Source organism: Rhodococcus sp. DMU1 (assembly GCF_012272955.1).
Lineage (GTDB): Bacteria > Actinomycetota > Actinomycetes > Mycobacteriales > Mycobacteriaceae > Rhodococcus > Rhodococcus aetherivorans.
Genome location: NZ_CP050952.1, coordinates 1345218 through 1361647, shown reverse-complemented (window position 1 = coordinate 1361647; position 16430 = coordinate 1345218). Strand labels below are relative to the sequence as shown.

Sequence of the window (16430 nt, the reverse complement as noted above, 5' to 3'; positions counted from 1 at the left end):
AATTCGCTTCAGACCTTCGGATACACCCGCACGGGCATGGATTTGATGCCGTTGATGAAGTTCGAGCGCAGCCGCCGGACCGGCCCTGCGGGCTCGATGCGCTCGATCCGGCGCGCCAGGGTCTCGAACAGGATGCGCAGTTCCAGGCGCGCCAGGTGGGCGCCCAGGCAGAAGTGCACCCCGGTGCCCCCGAACGCCACGTGCGGGTTGTGGGTCCGGCCGATGTCGAAGACGTGCGGGTCCTCGAAGACGTCCTCGTCCCGGTTCGCGCTCGGGTAGTAGACCACCACCTTGTCCCCCGCCTCGACGGGCTGGTCACCGATCGTCGCCGGGCACGTCGGCGTGCGGCGGAACCCGATCACCGGGGTGACCCAGCGGAGGATCTCCTCGACCGCGCCGGCGGCGAGTTCCGGCTCGGCCTGCAGGCGGCGCCACTGATCCGGATGGTCGATGAAGGCCTGCATGCCGCCGGCGGTGGCGTTGCGGGTCGTCTCGTTCCCGGCCACCACCAGCAGCACGAAGAACATGTCGAACTCCATCTCGGTCAGCGTGTCACCGTTCTCGTCCGGCCGGACGAGCCGGGAGACGATGTCGTCGCGCGGCTCCACCCTGCGCGCCGCGGCGATCTCGTTGGCGTACAAGAAGATCTCCGCGGCGGCGAGTTCCCCGTCGGCCTGGGTGTTGCCGTACTCCGGATCGTCGAACCCGATCATCCGATTGGACCAGTCGTAGAGCCTGCCGACGTCCTCCGTGGGTGCGCCGAGCAGGGCGGCGATCACCTCGAGCGGAAGCGGGGCGGCGGCCACCGGCACGAAGTCGACGACCGCGCCGTCGCGGCCCCGCTCGATCAGATCGTCGACGATGCGGTTGCAGATGTCCCGGATGTGCCCCTCGAGCGTCCGGACCATCCGGGGCGTGAAGCCGCGGCTGACGAGCTGGCGCAGCCGGGTGTGCGCGGGCGGATCGAGGTTGACGAGCATCGCCGCCTGCTTGAGGCGCGTCTCGTCGTCGAACTCGTCGATCTGGGTCGTGCCGAGCGCCGACGAGAACGTCGCGCTGTCGCGGGAGACCGCGGTGACGTCCGCATGGCGCGTCACCGCCCAGTAGCCGGGTCCGTCCTCCTCGTCCTGCCGGTAGACCGGGCAGCCGTGCCGCAGCTCGGCGAAGAAGTCGTGGGGTACCCCCTCGGTGTAGAGATCGGGGTTCTTCAGGTCGATACGTGATGCCGTCACGGGACCACCTCGCACTTGTTTACGAATGATCGTCGTTTATAAGCTACACACATTCGTTCGAAATGGAAGACCCGTAGGATGGGCGGATGGAAACCGAGAAGAAGAGGCCGATGCGCCGTCGAAACCTCAGCCGCGAGAAGGTGATCGAGGCGGCACTGGAGGCGGTGGACGAGTCGGGCTGGGAGCAGCTGACAATGAGCACCCTCGCCGGCCGCCTCGGCATCGTCACCGCCTCGCTCTACAACCACGTCCGTGGTCTCGACGACGTCCGCGGCGAGATCCAGGTGCGGACGATGGCCGACCTCGGTGAGCGGCTGCGCGAGGTGGCGATGGGGCGCAGCGGGCCGGAGGGCCTGCGCACCCTGATCGATGCGCATCGTGCGTGGGCCGCCGAGCATCCGCACCGCTACCAGACGCTGACGACGGAACCGATCGAGCGCAGCGCCCTGATCGCGGCGGCCCTCGACGCGAACAGGGCGCTCCGCTCGATGCTCGCCTCCTGCGGGGTGCCGGAGGAGGACACGCTCGAGGCCGCGGTGAGCCTGTTCACCGCGATGCACGGGTTCGCCACGATCGTGCGCAGCGGCTTCCTCGGCGACGAACTCGACCTCGACCGCATCTACGAGAACGTGGTCGCGGGAGCCTTCGCGGCGGCGGGGGTGACTCCGCTGCCGCGCTGAGCCATTACCCGGTTCGGCGTCCGGGGTCTACCACTCCGTACCCGCGATCTTCAGTGGGTCGGAGTAGCAGCTGCCCCACCGGACCGCAGCTGTTCCGCCGCCTCCTCCGTCACGATTCCCGGAAGCAGGAAGTTGGTGAGCATCCGTCTGTTTTCCGGGTCCCCCTCGGAGCCGAAATCCATCCGCCCGACCAGGATGAGCTGCACCAGCGCGATCCACTGGCAGATCTCCTCGTCGGTGAGGCCTTCGCGGATCTCACCTCGTTCGCGGGCCTCGTCGAGCAGCGGCGCCCACATCTCCTGGGTCAGCCGGACCGCCAGTCCGGTGCTGCCGATCAGAGCCGTCGCCATGTCCATGTGTTCGGGGCTGACGATCAAGCGGACGATCGGATCGTGGCGACCACGGTCGACGAGAAAGATCAGGCCGTCGACGATCTGCTCCGCGAACGTCGTCCGTTCCCTCAGGAACGCACGAGCCTTGTCGAACAGCCGGCGCGACCGCAACTCGATCAAGGCCGTGATCAGCGTGTCACGGTCACCGAAGTAGCGGTAGACGGTCGGCCGCGAAACGCCGGCCTCCTTGGCGATGTCGTCCATCGTGGTCTTCGAGAGCCCGTACCGCTGGAACATCGACTCGGCAGCCTTCAGTATCTGCCCTCGCGCCACCTCTGCGTTCTCACTGAGGACGTTCGCCCGCCGTCGCGCCATGTCGCACCCCCGAACTCGTCCTCACCGACTCCTACGGGCAATGATACAAGTAATGACCATTGTCAAGCATCGGGCCCGCGACTGTGGCACGGAGCGTCCGACGCGGCACCAGTGTCACTCGAACAGATCCGGCAGTCCATCCGAGACGCGATCAGGAAACTTCGGATCACGTTTTTCGAGGAAGGCGTCGACACCTTCGCGCACGTCGTCGGAGGAGCCCCGGACATAGATGCCGATCGACTCGGCGCGGTGCGCAACCTCGGGTTCCGACGCGCCGAGCATCCGCCACATCAGCTGACGGGTCAGTGCCGCCGATACCGGCGACGTGCCCGAAACCAGTTCCCGGGCGACCTCGAGTGCGCGATCCAGTACCTGATCGGCGGGCACGACCTCACGTACCAGACCCCGGTCGAGAGCTTCGGTGACCGGCACCATCTTCCCGCCGACCGTCCATTCGACGGCGGTGGAGATTCCGACCGCCCGCGGGAGGAACCACGTCGAGCATGCCTCCGGCACCAAGCCGCGGCGAGTGAACACGAAACCGAACTTGGCCGTATCCGAGGCGATGCGGATGTCGGCCGGAAGCGTCATCGTGACGCCGACGCCTGCTGCAGGCCCGTTGATCGCCGCGATCACCGGCTTCAGGGAACGGTAGATCCGCAGCGTCACCTGACCACCCGTGTCGGCGGGGGCTCCACCGGTCTCCGGATCGTCGCCGAGGACGAACGTGTCGCCGCCTGCGGCGAGATCGGCGCCCGCGCAGAACGCGCGGCCGGTTCCGGTGAGCACAACCGCGCGTACTTCGTCGTCGGTGTCGGTCTCGTCGAAGATCTCGATGAGCCGGTAGCACATCGCATTGGTGAACGCGTTGAGCCGATCGGGACGGTTCAAGCGCACGACGGCGATCTCTCCGTGCCGCTCGAGGATCACCGCGTCGTCGGTTCCGGTCCGAGCCACGAGGGCTCCTTTCTGCGCGACGGGTGCGTCAGCGCACCTTGTCGAATCGTTCGGAGACGTCCCGGTACTCGGACCGGATCGCCGTCTTCGACAGCTTGCCACTGGGGAGCCGGGGCAGCGGCTCGTCCCGGATCACGACGTAGCGCGGAACCTTGTAGTCGGCGACCAAACGGTCGCAGTATTCCACGATCGTTGCCGCGTCGACCCCGTCCTTCACAGTGACGATCGCCGCGGGCGTCTCGCCGAAACGCTCGTCGGACGCGGCAATGACCGCGACCTCCTCGACACCCGGGATCCCACTGATGACACGCTCGATCTCGACGGGCGAGACGTTGATGCCGCCGGTGATGATGAGGTCCTTGAGGCGGTCGACGAACTTGACGCGCCCGCCCTCGTCGAGGGTGCCCAGGTCCCCGCTGTGCAGCCAGCCGTCGCGCAACGCGGACGCCGTCGACTCCGGATCGTTCCAGTAGCCGGGGGTCACGCCGGGTCCCCGCAGCAGGATCTCCCCCTCTTCGCCGGGCTCTGCGTCGGTGCCGTCGGTGCGGACCACCTTCGTCTCGGTGAAGATCGAGCCGGACCCGCAGGTGTCGGGGTGGTCGAAGGCTTCGGAGACGAGAGTCGCAGTCGCGACCCCGCCGGCTTCGGTCATGCCGTAGATCTGACGCAGCGCGACGCCCTTGTCGGCCCACCGCTTCAACAGGGCCGGTGCGACTGCCGCGCCGCCGACGATCGCGGTGCGCAGCGACGACAGGTCGGCCTTCTCGAATTCGGGCGACCGCGAGATCGCTTCGAAGATCAGCGGAACCCCGAACAGAGCCTGCACCTTGTGCTCACCGAGCAGTGCCGCGGCACGACCGGGATCGAGTTCCTTCTCGATGATGAGCGTGCCACCGAGCACCGTGGACATGACCAGCCCCCACACGAGGCCCGGGGTGAACACGAGCGGCAACACCAGCAGCGACGTGGAACCCGGACGGAAGCCTTCCTCGGTGAGGGTGGCCTCGAACACGATGTTGAGCAGAGTCCGATTGGTGCAGATGACGCCCTTCGACAACCCCGTGGAGCCACTGGTGAACAGAAGTGCTGTGGGGTCGTCGGGCGCGAGGTCGACGCGGAAGTCGTCGCGCTCCCCTTCCCGCAGCGCCGCGATGTCGGTGAACCCGAACGTGTCGAAGGGATCGCCGAGGTCACGCGCCTGGGCGACCGTTGCGGAGAACTGTTCCGGCGCGATGACCAGGACGGCACCCGCGTCATCGACGACCTTGCGGAGTTCCGCCGGCTTGAACCGGGGATTCAGCGGGACGAGCACCGCACCGGCCTTGAGTACGCCGAGTGCCACCACGGGCCACGTCACCGAATTCGGGCCGAGCACTCCGACACGCTCACCCGGCTTGATGCCCCGGTCGACGATCTCACGAGCGACGCGGCTGGACCAGTCCTGGAGTTCACGGTAGGTCAGAGCCTCACCGGCAACGATGATCGCGTTCTGTTCCCCCTTGGTCTTCGCCCACCAATACAGGGCCGAGCCGACGGTGGCAGCCATGTGTCCCTTGCCTTCCTTGACCGAGAGAATACGAATCCGTTTTGTGTACAAGAATTTTCAGCGCGAGAGGAGCGCGGGTCCTCATATCGCGTACACCTCAGGCTATAGGCTCACTCATGAGACGTCAATCAAATTTTGTAAATTGCAAAGGGCGGCTCGCACCGGCGACGAACCCGGCGGCAAGCGCGGCCACACCGCCGATCACGAATGCGGCCACAAACGCACGCTCGGAGGGAATGTCGGCACCCGCGATCGTGATCGTCGCGAGGAGCATCCCCACCAGCGCGCTCGCCAGCGAACTGCCGAATGTCCGTGCGATGGCGTTGATGCCGTTCGCAACACCGGTGTCGTGCAGCGACACATGCTCGACGAGCATTGCCGGCAGGGCGCCGTAGGCAACGCTGACGAAAACATTGAGGACCGCCACCGCAACGATCACCTGCCACGGGCGGTCGTGGGCGAACCCGACAAATGCGAACCCACACACGCCGATAGCGCACGCCACCATCAGCACCCGCTCGGCGCGGAACCTCCGCACCAGGAACCCGCTCACCGCAGCCGCGGAGATGCCGACAACCTGCCCGGGCAGCAGGTACAGCAGGCTCGTCTCGAGCACCGAAGCACCGAACCCGTACCCCGCTTCCTCCGGGGCGGCCTGCACGAACACGGCTGTGGCCAGGAACTGTACGAACATCGCGATTCCCACGAGGAACGCGGCAAGGTGGGCGGGCGCCACCGCACGTGCGGTCAGGAGGGCTGGGGCCACCAGCGGCGCATCGGATCGCCGCTCGTGCCGGTACCAGGCGGCAAGCACGAGCACACCCGCGACGACACAACCGATCGTCGGCACGGACACCCAGCCCCACGTCCCGCCCTGCGCGAGCGCCAGAAGCAGTGCGGACAGGCCGACCGCGAGCCCGACCGCACCCCAGAGATCGGATCCGGATCCGGTCCCGGAACCGGGCGAACCGGGAACGACCGCCCACGCAAGTGCAGCTGCAATCACCGCGAGCGCCACCAGCAGCCAGAACACGCGACGATAGTCGTCGCCGTCGCTGTACAGCAGTCCGGCGGCGATCATTCCCGCACCGCCGCCGACGCTCATCGTTCCCGACATGATGCCGAGCGCCGCCGTGAGCCGATACGGCCCGAGAGCGCTGCGCAGCACAGCGACGCCGATCGGAAACAGCGCGAACGACGTCCCCTGCAGGGCTCGCCCGGCGATGAGTACCGGCAACGAGTCCCACGCGACACACAGCAACGAACCGACGAGCACCACTCCCAGGATGCCCAGCAGCACTCTTCGTGGTCCACGTCGGTCGGCGAGCCTGCCCAGCAGCGGCGTACAGACTGTGGCCGTCAGAAGATTCCCGGTGACGATCCATCCCACCGCATTCGTACCCACCCCGAGCTGCGCCGCGATATCGGGCATCAGCGGCACGACGGCGGTCTGCATGACCGAGGTGATCATCACGACGAAGCAGAGCGCCGGGATCAGCACACCGGGCGAGACGGCAGGTGTGCGCACACGCGTTCGCGCAGTGGCGAGACGGAGGGTCACCATGGGCCGATCTACAGATCCAGAGTGAGCTTGGGGGTGCAGCTGCGGGATACGCAGATCATCATGCAGTCGTTCTCCGCCTGCTCGTCCTCGGTGAGGACGGAGTCGCGATGATCCGGAATTCCTTCCAGCACAGTGGCTTCGCACGTACCGCAGGTTCCCTCGCGGCACGAGAACGGCGAATCGACGCCCGAGCGGAGCACCGCGTCGAGCAGTGTTTCGCCCGAGTCGACAGTGATCGTCTTGCCCGATTGCCGGAGTTCCACCTCGAATGCCCCGTCGACGGCGTCGGCCGGCCGCTCCTTCGCGGCGAACCGTTCGACGTGCAAGGTGACACCCGAGCGGTTGCGGCACTCGTTCTCGATGGCGTGCAGCAGTGGTTCCGGCCCGCAGCAATAGACACCGGTGCCGTCCCCGAGGGCGTCGAGCGCTGCCGCCAGGTCGAGGAGCCCGCATTCGTCCTGAGGCCGGAGCTCGACCCGGCCGGGATACCGGGCGACGAGGCCGTCCGCGAAAGCCATGCTCGCGCGGGTACGTCCGCCGTACAGGAGCCTCCAGTCGGCGCCGGCCGCGTCGGCCGCCCGCACCATCGGAAGTAGCGGCGTGATGCCGATTCCGCCCGCGACGAAGAGATACGACTGCGCGGGCTCGAGGCTGAAGTTGTTGCGGGGGCCGGCGATGCTGACGAGGTCGCCGACCTGCAGCGAGTCGTGGATCCACCGCGATCCGCCGCGTCCGTTCTCCTCACGGAGGACCGCCACAGTCAGGCAGGTGTCGTCGGCCGGGTCGCCGCACAGCGAGTACTGCCGGACCGTCGACTCGTCGATGATGACGTCGATGTGCGATCCGGGTTCCCATGCGGGGACGGTCCCCCCGTCGGGATCGGCGAACCGCACCGCCACGACGCCGTCTGCAAGTGCGTCCTTGCCGATCACCTGCATCTTGCCCTGCTCCACATCGGTGCTTCCGGCCATCAGTGTTTCCGTTCCCCTGGACATCACCTACGCTCTAATCTTAAGTAATTAGTTTTAAGGGACGCAAGGCCCACAGACGAACCCCATGACACGCAGCACCGGGAGCAGCCACATGACCTCGACAGATACCGCACACGACACCAGCTCGATCCTCGACCTCTTCAGGCTCGACGGGTCCGTCGCCGTCGTCACGGGCGCCGGCAGCGGCCTCGGAGCAGGGTTCGCGCGCGCCCTCGCGGAGGCCGGGGCGGACGTGGTGATCGCCGCACGCCGTCGCGAGAAGCTGGACGCCGTCGGCCCCACGATCGAGGCCACCGGCCGACGCTGCCTCATCGTCCCCACCGACGTCACCGACCCCGAGCAGTGCGACGCCCTCGCCCGGGCCACGGTCGCCGAGTTCGGTCGGCTCGACATCCTGATCAACAACGCCGGCGTCACCCATTCCGCACCCGCGACGCGCGAGCGACCCGAGGATTTCCGTTCCGTGCTGGACGTGAATCTGCTCGGCGCGTATTGGGCAGCGCAAGCATGCGGACGCGTGATGAAGCCGGGCTCGAGCATCGTCAACATCGCGAGCATGCTCGGGCTGGTCAAGTCGGTGCTCCCCCAGGCCGCCTACGCCGCGAGCAAGGCCGGTCTCGTCGGCCTCACCCGCGATCTGTCCCATCAGTGGTCGCAGCGAAAAGGGATCCGTGTGAACGCGATCGCGCCGGGTTTCGTCGAGACCGACCTGATCGCCGAGATGTCGTCGGATACCCTCGAGGAGTTCCTGCGCGGCTGCTCGCTCGGTCGCACCGCCACGCAGCGCGAGATCGACGCCGCCGTCGTGTTCCTCGCCAGCCGTGCTTCCGGCTACATCACCGGGTCGACGCTCGCCGTCGACGGTGGGACTTCCGGACACTGACTCCGACGACGAAGGGCGAAACGATGACGATCTCCAGCACCGTGACCACACTTCGGGGCGACGGCGTTTCCCTGGTCGCCGATGTCTGGGAGCCCCCGTCCGAGCGGAAGGGGACCGTCCTGCTGTTGCACGGCGGCGGGCAGACGAGGCACTCGTGGCAGCGCACCGGAATCCGCCTCTCGGAACAAGGATGGCGCTCATACGCGATCGACGCGCGCGGGCACGGCCACAGCGGATGGGCCGACGACGGCGACTACAGCTCCGACGCACACGCGCGCGACATCTGCACGATCGTCGACGAACTCGGTGAGCCACCGGTGCTCGTGGGAGCGTCGATGGGCGGTATGGCCTCACTCGTCGCCGAAGGAGACAATCCGGGGCTCTCCCGCGCGCTGGTGCTGGTGGATATCACCCCGAAGGCCGAACCCGAGGGGTTGGCCAAGATCACCGGATTCATGCGCGCGGGACTGGCGGGCTTCGACAGCCTGCACGACGCGCTCGACGCCGTGATCGCGTACAACCCGCACCGGAGCCGTCCGCCGCGGGTGGAGGGGTTGCGTAAGAACATGCGCGAGCGAGACGGTCGCTGGTACTGGCACTGGGATCCGCGGATGCTGTCGCATCGGACGAACCTTCCGGATGCTGCCGCGGAGCGCGAGGAGCGGGCCCGGGCCGCGGCGCGCGCCGTCGCGGTTCCGACCCTCCTGATTCGTGGTGCCCAGTCCGACGTCGTCAGCATCGAAGGTGCGCGCGAACTCCTGGAACTGATCCCCGGGGCGCGGTACATCGACGTGGGCGGTGCCGGGCACATGGTGGGCGGCGACGACAACGACGTGTTGAGCCGCGGCCTGGTCGAGTTCCTCGACGAGGCCGTCCTCACGGCGTAACCACCGGCCGGACCGGAACAGATAGCATCTATAGGTCACCCGCCGGGCAGACCCGCCCGGTGGACCGCACGAGCTGAAAGTAGATGATGGCCCGACCGTCGAAGCCTCTCATCAGTCGCGCGTCCGCGGTGGCGGCTTCCATCGAGATCATCGACTCCGAGGGACTCGATGCCTTCAGCCTGCCGCGGCTGGCGAAGCACCTCGGGGTACGGGCGCCCTCCCTCTACCACCACTTCGCCGACAAGTCGGAAATCCTCCAGGCTGTCGCGCGACAGATTGCCGGCGCCGGCACCCTGCCACGCCGCAGGCCCGGCCCGGACTGGCCCGAGTACTTCGTGACGCTGAGCATGAATCTGCGTCAGTCGATCCTCAAGCACCGCAATGCCGCGCCGATCCTGCTCCAGTATCTTCCGCGTGATCTGCTGATCGGCACCTACGAGGACACTGCCCGATTCCTGGAGGAGTCCGGCGTGCCGGCCCGCCTGCACGTCCAGATTCTCGACGGCATGGAGCGTTTGACGCTGGGCGCAGTGCTCACCGAGGCGATGCGCAAGCCGAGTACGAAGAACACGATCTTCCCGAACGTCGACCCGGAGTCGCAGCCGCTGCTGGCGCGGGCTCTCGCCGAGAACGAGATGACCTCCCGGCAGTTGTTCGAGGAGATGATCCGCAGCTTCCTCCACGGCGTGGTGCGCAACGCTCAGGTAGAGATCGCGGACAAGAGCCAACTGAGCGTGTCGGCCCACTGAGCGTGTCGGCCCACTGAGCGTGTCGGCCCACCGAGCGTGTCGGCCCACCGAGCGTGTCGGCCCACTGACCTGATCGGCAGTCGTACGACCACCCACGACGCAACGACGACGCCCCGCGGATCGAATCGCGGGGCGTCGTCGTCGGTCCTACCGGGCCGGAGCGGGCATGTGGACGGTCTTGATCTCGAAGAACTCCTCGAGACCTTCGAGGCCGCCCTCACGGCCCACGCCGGACTGCTTATAGCCGCCGAACGGCAGGGTGAAGTCCATCGTCGCGGTGTTCACGCTGATGGTGCCGGTGCGGATGCGCCGCGCAACCTCGAACCCGTGGTCGATGTCCTCCGTGTACACCGCACCCGACAGCCCGTACATCGAGTTGTTGGCGATCGCGATGGCGTCCTCTTCGTCTTCGTAGGTGATCACCGAGATGACCGGACCGAAGACCTCTTCCTGCGCGATCCGGGAGTCGGGGTCGACGTTGTCGAGCAGTGTCGGTGCGACGAAGAAGCCCTTGTCGAATCCCTCCGGTCGACCGCCGCCGAGCACGACTTTCGCGCCGTCCTCCTTCGCGATGTCGATGTATCCCAGGACGCGATCCTGCTGTCGCTTCGACGCGAGCGGGCCGAGGAAATTGGTCGGCTCCCACGGGTTGCCGATCGGCAACGCGCCATACGCGGCCTTCAGGACCTCGAGCACCTCGTCGTGACGCTTGCGGGAGACGAGCACGCGCGAGAGGGCGATGCACGCCTGACCGGACTGCATGCAGCCCCCCATGGGGAGCGTCTGCACCACGTGGTTGATGTCGGCGTCGTCGAGGATGATCGCCGCGGACTTGCCGCCGAGTTCGAGCGAGACACGCGCGATGCGCTCGCCTGCCAGCGACATGATGCGCCGGCCCGCCGCGGTGCTGCCGGTGAAGGTGACGTGGTCGACGTCGGGGTTGGTCACGAGCGTCTCCGACACCTCGCGGTCGGCGCACAGCACGCTGACGACCCCCTCGGGAATGCGACCTTCCGCGACCAGCTCGGCGATGATGTCCGCGAACACCGACGGCGAGAGCGGTGCCTCCGGTGCGGTCTTGAGCACGACCGAGCAGCCCGCGGCCAGCGCCGGGGCGAGCTTGAACGCGATCGTGCCGACCGGGCCGTTCCACGGGATGATCGCGGCAACGACGCCCGTCGGTTCCTTCACGATGCGCGAGACACCGCCCGCTGCGCGCGGACGCTCCTCGGTGGTCTCGAACGTGCGGGCCACAGCGGCCACCGCACGGAACAACCCGCCGACCATCTCCTGGGTCGGCCGGCTGACGCTCACAGGCACGCCGACCTCGATGACCCCGATCGGGGTGAGCTCGTCCACCCGCCGTTCGAGGCGGTCGGCGATGGCGTCGACGACATCGGCGCGCTCTGCCATGCTGCGAGACGACCACTCGCCCTTGTCGAACGATTCACGCGCTGCGGCAACCGCTTTGGCGACGTCTTCGACCGTGGCGGTGCGCACCCGCGCGACCTTCTCCTCGGTGAACGAGTCGACGACGTCGACCCATTCGCCGCCGGTCGAATCGACCCAGCGGCCGCCGATGAAAACCTGTTCGCGGTCGGCGATCGACGGGGTGGTACCCGTCGAGGCTTCGGTGGTGGTCATATGTGAAAGCTCCTTCGCTTCAGCGGATGTTGTAGCCGGCGTCGACCGGGAACGTGACACCGGTGACGTAACGAGCCTCGTCGGAGGCGAGGTAGACGATCGCGTTGCTGATGTCGACGGCCTCGATCAATTCGACCGGCATCGGGTTCTTGTACGACTCGTCGGCGGCAACCTCGGGATGGGAGTTGACGAACTCGCCGTACTCCGCGTTCGCCACCATAGGCGTGTTCACGCCGGTCGGGTGCACAGTGTTCACCCGAATGCTGTGCGGGGCAAGCTGTTTCGCGTAGATCCGCATGAGACCGACAACACCGTGCTTGGCGGCGCTGTACCCGACCTGACCGGGGAGGGTGTTCAGCCCGATGCTCGTCAGGCCGGCCGCAGAACTCGTGATGATGATCGACCCGCCCTCCCCCCGTTCGACGAGGTGCGGCACCGTCACCTCGAGCACGTGCCATACCCCGGTGAGCATGGTGTCGATTGCGTCGTGCCATGCCTGGCGCTGTTCACCGGGACCGATCACCGGCATGATGCCGGCGTTCGGCAGCACGATGTCGACCTTGCCGAACTGTGCGATGCCCGCGTCGTAGGCCCGCTGGACATCCTCGATGTTGCGGACGTCTCCAATGGACGCGACGATCGAGCCTCCGGCCTCCTTGACCAGCCGCTCGGTCTCGGCAAGGTCGTCGCTGGTCGCCATCGGATAGAAGACCGTGGGGATCTGGTCGCAGATGTCCATCGCGATGACGGATGCCCCCTCTTCGGCGAGCCGGACGGCGTGCGAGCGCCCCTGGCCTCGCGCCGCACCGGTGATGAAAGCGACCTTGCCTTCGAGTCGACCCATGAGTGTTCTCCTCCGATTGCACGCCCCAGCTCCGGGCGGGCAAGCGCCCGTGCGTGGGAACGTAGTGAAGTTGGGGACCCACACATCAGTGTGAGGCGCACCACAGACGGTAGTTGCCTAAACCCTTTAGGTCAACGTCGGACAAGATTCGTCGCTCGTCTCACCCGGGCGGACTCGGAAGCTGGGCGCCTCGGCCCACTCGCCGACCTGGTAGCAGGAATGTTCCCCCTCCTGCTCGAATGCCATCAACCGGCACATGCGCACCGCCCCCGCGTCGTCCGGGTCGATACGAATCAGGGCGATCTGGGCCCCCGCGTCGCGCAGCGCCCCGAGTGCCATCGTGAGGAGCGTCATCCCGAGGCCCGCCCCGCGGGCGGTCTCCGTGAGCACGAGCGCCCGGACCGACGCCGCATCCAACTCGAGGTGGGTGGACAGCGCCGGATCGGACCACACGAACCCCACCTTCGCTCCCGAAGAGTCGGTTGCGACCAGCACATTGCCGGAACCGAGGCGGATCTCGTCGGCGAGGCGCTCGCGTTGCGCGGGTACGAGCGACGCCGCGTCCAGCACCTCGTCGATCGCCCGCGACACCGCCGGATCACCGAGCGGACGCGCGTCGCCCGTCGTGATGCCCTCGGGCGCCGCGACCTCGTCGAGCGGGATCGCGAACGGGCCGGACAGGTGGCGGAACAACGTCCACAGCCTGCCCACCGCCGGGATGCCGAACCGTCGCGCGAGACGTTCGGACGCGGGGTGCGTGCTGTACGCCCAGCAGCGCAGAGCCACCGCACCGGTGCGCTCCCAGCCGCCGTCCGCTGTCGTGCCCAGGCCGATCTCCTCGACCAGCATCGTGGCCACACCGCGCGACCGGTAGTCCGGATGGACGACGAACTGCACGGTACCCAGCCCCTCGCCGTCCACCTGCAGGTGCAGGTACGCCACAATCACCAGCGGCGCGTCGTCGCGCGCGCTCAGGTCCTTGCGCGCCTTGATCGGCAGATGGGAGACGCGGACGCCGTCGCGACTCGTCGAGGTCACATCACCGGGGTGGATCCGCGAGAACCCGGCTTCCTCGTCGTACTCGGCGGCCGCGGCGACAAGAGCCAGCACCTCGTCCCGATCGCCGGAATCCAGTTCCGAACACCACTGATACGAGATCATCCTGTTCGCTCCTCATCTGCGGGTCAGTTCTCATAAATCTAATGCCGATCGGTATAGGGCCGCAACGGCCGAAGCGCCACCCGCAACCGGTCCGGGGTTTACACTTAAAACTACTTGAGTTAGATTTAGCGTCATCGATCCGAACCACCGCCTGGAGGGCAGCCATGACAGAGGTCGGAATTCCCCGCGAGGAACGCATTCGCCGCGCTCTCGACCATCTGCGCAACGACACCACCGACGAATTCGAGCACGTCACGTGGTTCGAACCCGTCGAGTTCACCGATCCGGAGATCGCCAAGCTCGAACGCGAGCGTGTCTTCGGCCGGGTTCCGTCGATCATCATCCACGGCTCCGAGATCCCCCGCGCGGGCGATTTCGTCACCCTCCAGTTGCCGCGGAACAATGTCATCGTCGTCCGTCAGCGCGACGGCAGCGTCAAAACCCTGGTGAACCAATGTCGTCACCGCGGCGCGATGGTCGAGAAGGAGGAGAAGGGCCGTTGCCGCCTGTTCTCCTGCCCGTACCATCGCTGGTCCTACGACACCGACGGCGCGCTGCGCACCATCACCCGCGACAACACGTTCGGTGACGCCGACCGTTCCGAACGGAACCTCGTGCAACTCCCGACCGAGGAACGTCACGGATTCGTCTGGGTTGTCGACGACGCCGACGCCACCATCGATGTCGCAGACTGGCTCGGCCCCGAAATGGACTCGATCATGGGGTCATACGGCATGGACAAAATGGTGACTACCCGAGTTCAGCGCTTCGACGAGCCCGTCAACTGGAAGCTGATGCAGGACGCGTTCCTCGACGGCTACCACATCCAGTACGCGCACCCGAACACCGCCGCCAAGCACATCCACACCAACGTCATGGCCTTCGAGGACTTCGGACATCACTGCCGGTTCCTCAATCTCCGCAAGACCATCGACCGGTGGATCGAGGAAGACCCCGGCGATCGCAGCCTCGCCGAGCACGTGACGGAAAGCCACCTGGTGGGTCCCAACAGCACCCTGCTCAAGCAGCCCGACCATTTCCAGCTGCTCACCTTCCGCCCCCACCGGAGCGATCCGCAGCGCTGCCACATGGAGATCCGTCTGATCGCACCGACGCTCGAAGACAGCGGCATGACCGAGGAGCGCTGGAATCGGATCTGGGACAAGAACGTCGAGATCCTGATCGCGGTCCTCCACAACGAGGACTTCCCGATCCTGCGTGGTTCGCAGGTCGCCATGGACAGCGCGAACGCCGGCAACATGCTCCTGGGCCGCAACGAGGTTGCCAACCAGGTCTTCCGCCGCGAGATCCAGAAACTCGTCGGCGAGAACTGACACCGAACACCACAGCGGGGCGCCTGCGGGCGCCCCGCATCAGGAGGATTACATGGAGAGCGATCTCTTCGAACACGACCACGAACTGTTTCGCGACTCCGTGCGGAGCTTCGTCGACAAGCACGTCGTCCCAAATCTCGAGAAGTGGGACGCCGACCGGCTCATCGACCGGGAAACCTGGCTCGCCGCGGGTAAGCAAGGACTGCTGGGCCTGAGCGTCCCTGAGCAGTACGGCGGGCCCGGCGAGCTCGATTACCGCTTTCGCGTCGTGATCCAGTCCGAGATTGCGCGGGTGGGCGCGTCCGCGCTGCAGTCCGGGTTCTCGACCAACGACGACATCGTCCTCAACTACCTGCTCCGCCATGCCACCGATGAGCAGAAGCAGCGGTGGTTGCCCGGATTCGTCACGGGCGAGACGATCGGCGCGATCGCGATGAGCGAACCGGCCGCCGGCAGCGACCTGCGGGGCATCACCACCACCGCAGTGCGCGACGGCGACCATTGGGTCCTCAACGGGTCCAAGACGTTCATCACGAGCGGCATCCTGGCCGACCTCGTCATCGTCTTCGCCAAGACCGACCCCGCAGCCGGTTCGCGAGGGTTCAGCCTCTTCGTGGTCGAAGACGGAACGCCCGGGTTCTCCCGCGGCCGCAAGCTCGACAAGGTCGGTCTGCACGCCCAGGACACGGCCGAGTTGTTCTTCGAGGATGTCCGCGTTCCCAAGGAGAATGTGCTCGGCGAGCTGGGGCAGGGCTTCGGCTACCTCATGCAGAGCCTTCCGCTGGAGCGGCTCGGTATCGGCATCGCCGCGCAGGTGTCCGCCGAGGCCGTCATGAGCTGGACACTCGACTACGTCAAGGAACGCACCGCCTTCGGCAAGCGCATCGGCGAGTTCCAGGGAATGGGCTTCACTCTCGCGGAACTGCAGACGGCGGTGGAGGTCTCACGCAGTTACCTCGATCGCTGCGTCCGGGAACACAACAAGGGCACGCTCACCGCGGTCGACGCGTCCAAGGCGAAGCTGTGGGCCACCGAGTTGCAGGGCCGTGTGATCGACGCCGGTGTGCAGTTCCACGGCGGCTACGGCTACATGATGGAATACCCGGTCGCGAAGGCCTTCATCGACGCCCGCATCCAGCGGATCTATGGTGGCACCAACGAGATCATGAAGGAAATCATCCACCGTGATCTGCTGAAGGCCTGAGCCCCGGCACACGAGGAAGGGGACCCGATCGAATCGGGTCCCCTTC

15 protein-coding genes are annotated in these 16430 nt (G+C 66.8%); 6 read left to right on the top strand and 9 right to left on the bottom strand.

Translation table 11 applies throughout. The features are described 5' to 3' along the window. Positions 1-8: 8 nt before the first annotated feature. On the bottom strand, positions 9-1232 hold the full coding sequence (locus tag HFP48_RS06420) for a cytochrome P450 (protein ID WP_006936251.1): 1224 nt from the start codon (positions 1230-1232) through the stop codon (positions 9-11). A gap of 86 nt (positions 1233-1318) precedes the next feature. Here HFP48_RS06420 and HFP48_RS06415 point away from each other — a divergent pair, with 86 nt between their 5' ends. After that, positions 1319-1912, top strand: a complete 594-nt coding sequence (locus HFP48_RS06415; RefSeq protein ID WP_050034675.1) for a TetR-like C-terminal domain-containing protein — start codon at positions 1319-1321, stop codon at positions 1910-1912. A 50-nt stretch (positions 1913-1962) separates the two neighbouring features. Here HFP48_RS06415 and HFP48_RS06410 read toward each other — a convergent pair whose 3' ends face one another. The 5 genes from HFP48_RS06410 to HFP48_RS06390 all read right to left on the bottom strand — a co-directional run bounded on the left by HFP48_RS06410 (position 1963) and on the right by HFP48_RS06390 (position 7657). Continuing rightward, positions 1963-2619 carry a TetR/AcrR family transcriptional regulator gene (locus HFP48_RS06410; RefSeq protein WP_006936256.1) on the bottom strand — a complete coding sequence of 219 codons (657 nt, stop codon included), beginning with the start codon at positions 2617-2619 and terminating at the stop codon, positions 1963-1965. Between the two features lie 114 nt (positions 2620-2733). Then, positions 2734-3576, bottom strand: a complete 843-nt coding sequence (locus tag HFP48_RS06405; RefSeq protein ID WP_029541682.1) for an enoyl-CoA hydratase-related protein — start codon at positions 3574-3576, stop codon at positions 2734-2736. Between the two features lie 28 nt (positions 3577-3604). Beyond that, positions 3605-5122 (bottom strand): AMP-binding protein, encoded by a 1518-nt coding sequence (locus HFP48_RS06400; RefSeq protein ID WP_029541679.1) that lies wholly within the window; start codon positions 5120-5122, stop codon positions 3605-3607. Positions 5123-5246: 124 nt separating this feature from the next. After that, the gene (locus tag HFP48_RS06395; RefSeq protein ID WP_044475947.1) at positions 5247-6686 is read right to left on the bottom strand and encodes an MFS transporter; all 1440 of its coding nucleotides are present in this window, start codon (positions 6684-6686) and stop codon (positions 5247-5249) included. Positions 6687-6694: 8 nt separating this feature from the next. Beyond that, positions 6695-7657, bottom strand: a complete 963-nt coding sequence (locus HFP48_RS06390; RefSeq protein WP_168579239.1) for a PDR/VanB family oxidoreductase — start codon at positions 7655-7657, stop codon at positions 6695-6697. 112 nt (positions 7658-7769) lie between these two features. Between HFP48_RS06390 and HFP48_RS06385 the strand changes: the two genes are divergently transcribed. The 3 genes from HFP48_RS06385 (at position 7770) to HFP48_RS06375 (ending at position 10197) form a co-directional block, all read left to right on the top strand. After that, complete coding sequence (locus HFP48_RS06385) at positions 7770-8561, top strand: SDR family NAD(P)-dependent oxidoreductase (RefSeq protein WP_168579238.1); 792 nt, start codon at positions 7770-7772, stop codon at positions 8559-8561. Positions 8562-8584: 23 nt separating this feature from the next. After that, the gene (locus HFP48_RS06380; RefSeq protein ID WP_050034672.1) at positions 8585-9448 is read left to right on the top strand and encodes an alpha/beta hydrolase; all 864 of its coding nucleotides are present in this window, start codon (positions 8585-8587) and stop codon (positions 9446-9448) included. A gap of 86 nt (positions 9449-9534) precedes the next feature. After that, on the top strand, positions 9535-10197 hold the full coding sequence (locus tag HFP48_RS06375) for a TetR family transcriptional regulator (RefSeq protein WP_029541668.1): 663 nt from the start codon (positions 9535-9537) through the stop codon (positions 10195-10197). Positions 10198-10344: 147 nt separating this feature from the next. Here the strand turns inward: HFP48_RS06375 and HFP48_RS06370 are convergent, their stop codons facing one another. The 3 genes from HFP48_RS06370 to HFP48_RS06360 all read right to left on the bottom strand — a co-directional run bounded on the left by HFP48_RS06370 (position 10345) and on the right by HFP48_RS06360 (position 13846). Then, positions 10345-11841: an aldehyde dehydrogenase gene (locus HFP48_RS06370; RefSeq protein ID WP_029541665.1), complete on the bottom strand. Its 1497-nt coding sequence runs from the start codon at positions 11839-11841 to the stop codon at positions 10345-10347. A gap of 19 nt (positions 11842-11860) precedes the next feature. Further along, entirely contained in the window at positions 11861-12685 is an 825-nt protein-coding gene (locus tag HFP48_RS06365; protein WP_006936270.1) for a mycofactocin-coupled SDR family oxidoreductase, read from the bottom strand. Between the two features lie 126 nt (positions 12686-12811). Further along, positions 12812-13846, bottom strand: a complete 1035-nt coding sequence (locus HFP48_RS06360; RefSeq protein WP_029541661.1) for a GNAT family N-acetyltransferase — start codon at positions 13844-13846, stop codon at positions 12812-12814. A 164-nt stretch (positions 13847-14010) separates the two neighbouring features. On the opposite strand from HFP48_RS06360, the gene HFP48_RS06355 reads away from it, so the two are divergent. Beyond that, complete coding sequence (locus HFP48_RS06355; RefSeq protein ID WP_006936272.1) at positions 14011-15180, top strand: aromatic-ring-hydroxylating dioxygenase subunit alpha; 1170 nt, start codon at positions 14011-14013, stop codon at positions 15178-15180. A gap of 52 nt (positions 15181-15232) precedes the next feature. Beyond that, positions 15233-16384 carry an acyl-CoA dehydrogenase family protein gene (locus HFP48_RS06350; protein WP_029541658.1) on the top strand — a complete coding sequence of 384 codons (1152 nt, stop codon included), beginning with the start codon at positions 15233-15235 and terminating at the stop codon, positions 16382-16384. Positions 16385-16430 lie beyond the last annotated feature (46 nt).

Bases quoted from the DNA above. Each gene is read 5' to 3' on its own strand.
- HFP48_RS06415 (WP_050034675.1), top strand. From the start codon at position 1,319: ATGGAAACCGAGAAGAAGAGGCCGATGCGCCGTCGAAACCTCAGCCGC.
- HFP48_RS06410 (WP_006936256.1), bottom strand. From the start codon at position 2,619: ATGGCGCGACGGCGGGCGAACGTCCTCAGTGAGAACGCAGAGGTGGCG.
- HFP48_RS06400 (WP_029541679.1), bottom strand. From the start codon at position 5,122: ATGGCTGCCACCGTCGGCTCGGCCCTGTATTGGTGGGCGAAGACCAAG.
- HFP48_RS06395 (WP_044475947.1), bottom strand. From the start codon at position 6,686: ATGGTGACCCTCCGTCTCGCCACTGCGCGAACGCGTGTGCGCACACCT.
- HFP48_RS06390 (WP_168579239.1), bottom strand. From the start codon at position 7,657: ATGGCCGGAAGCACCGATGTGGAGCAGGGCAAGATGCAGGTGATCGGC.
- HFP48_RS06385 (WP_168579238.1), top strand. From the start codon at position 7,770: ATGACCTCGACAGATACCGCACACGACACCAGCTCGATCCTCGACCTC.
- HFP48_RS06380 (WP_050034672.1), top strand. From the start codon at position 8,585: ATGACGATCTCCAGCACCGTGACCACACTTCGGGGCGACGGCGTTTCC.
- HFP48_RS06375 (WP_029541668.1), top strand. From the start codon at position 9,535: ATGGCCCGACCGTCGAAGCCTCTCATCAGTCGCGCGTCCGCGGTGGCG.
- HFP48_RS06370 (WP_029541665.1), bottom strand. From the start codon at position 11,841: ATGACCACCACCGAAGCCTCGACGGGTACCACCCCGTCGATCGCCGAC.
- HFP48_RS06365 (WP_006936270.1), bottom strand. From the start codon at position 12,685: ATGGGTCGACTCGAAGGCAAGGTCGCTTTCATCACCGGTGCGGCGCGA.
- HFP48_RS06360 (WP_029541661.1), bottom strand. From the start codon at position 13,846: ATGATCTCGTATCAGTGGTGTTCGGAACTGGATTCCGGCGATCGGGAC.
- HFP48_RS06355 (WP_006936272.1), top strand. From the start codon at position 14,011: ATGACAGAGGTCGGAATTCCCCGCGAGGAACGCATTCGCCGCGCTCTC.
- HFP48_RS06350 (WP_029541658.1), top strand. From the start codon at position 15,233: ATGGAGAGCGATCTCTTCGAACACGACCACGAACTGTTTCGCGACTCC.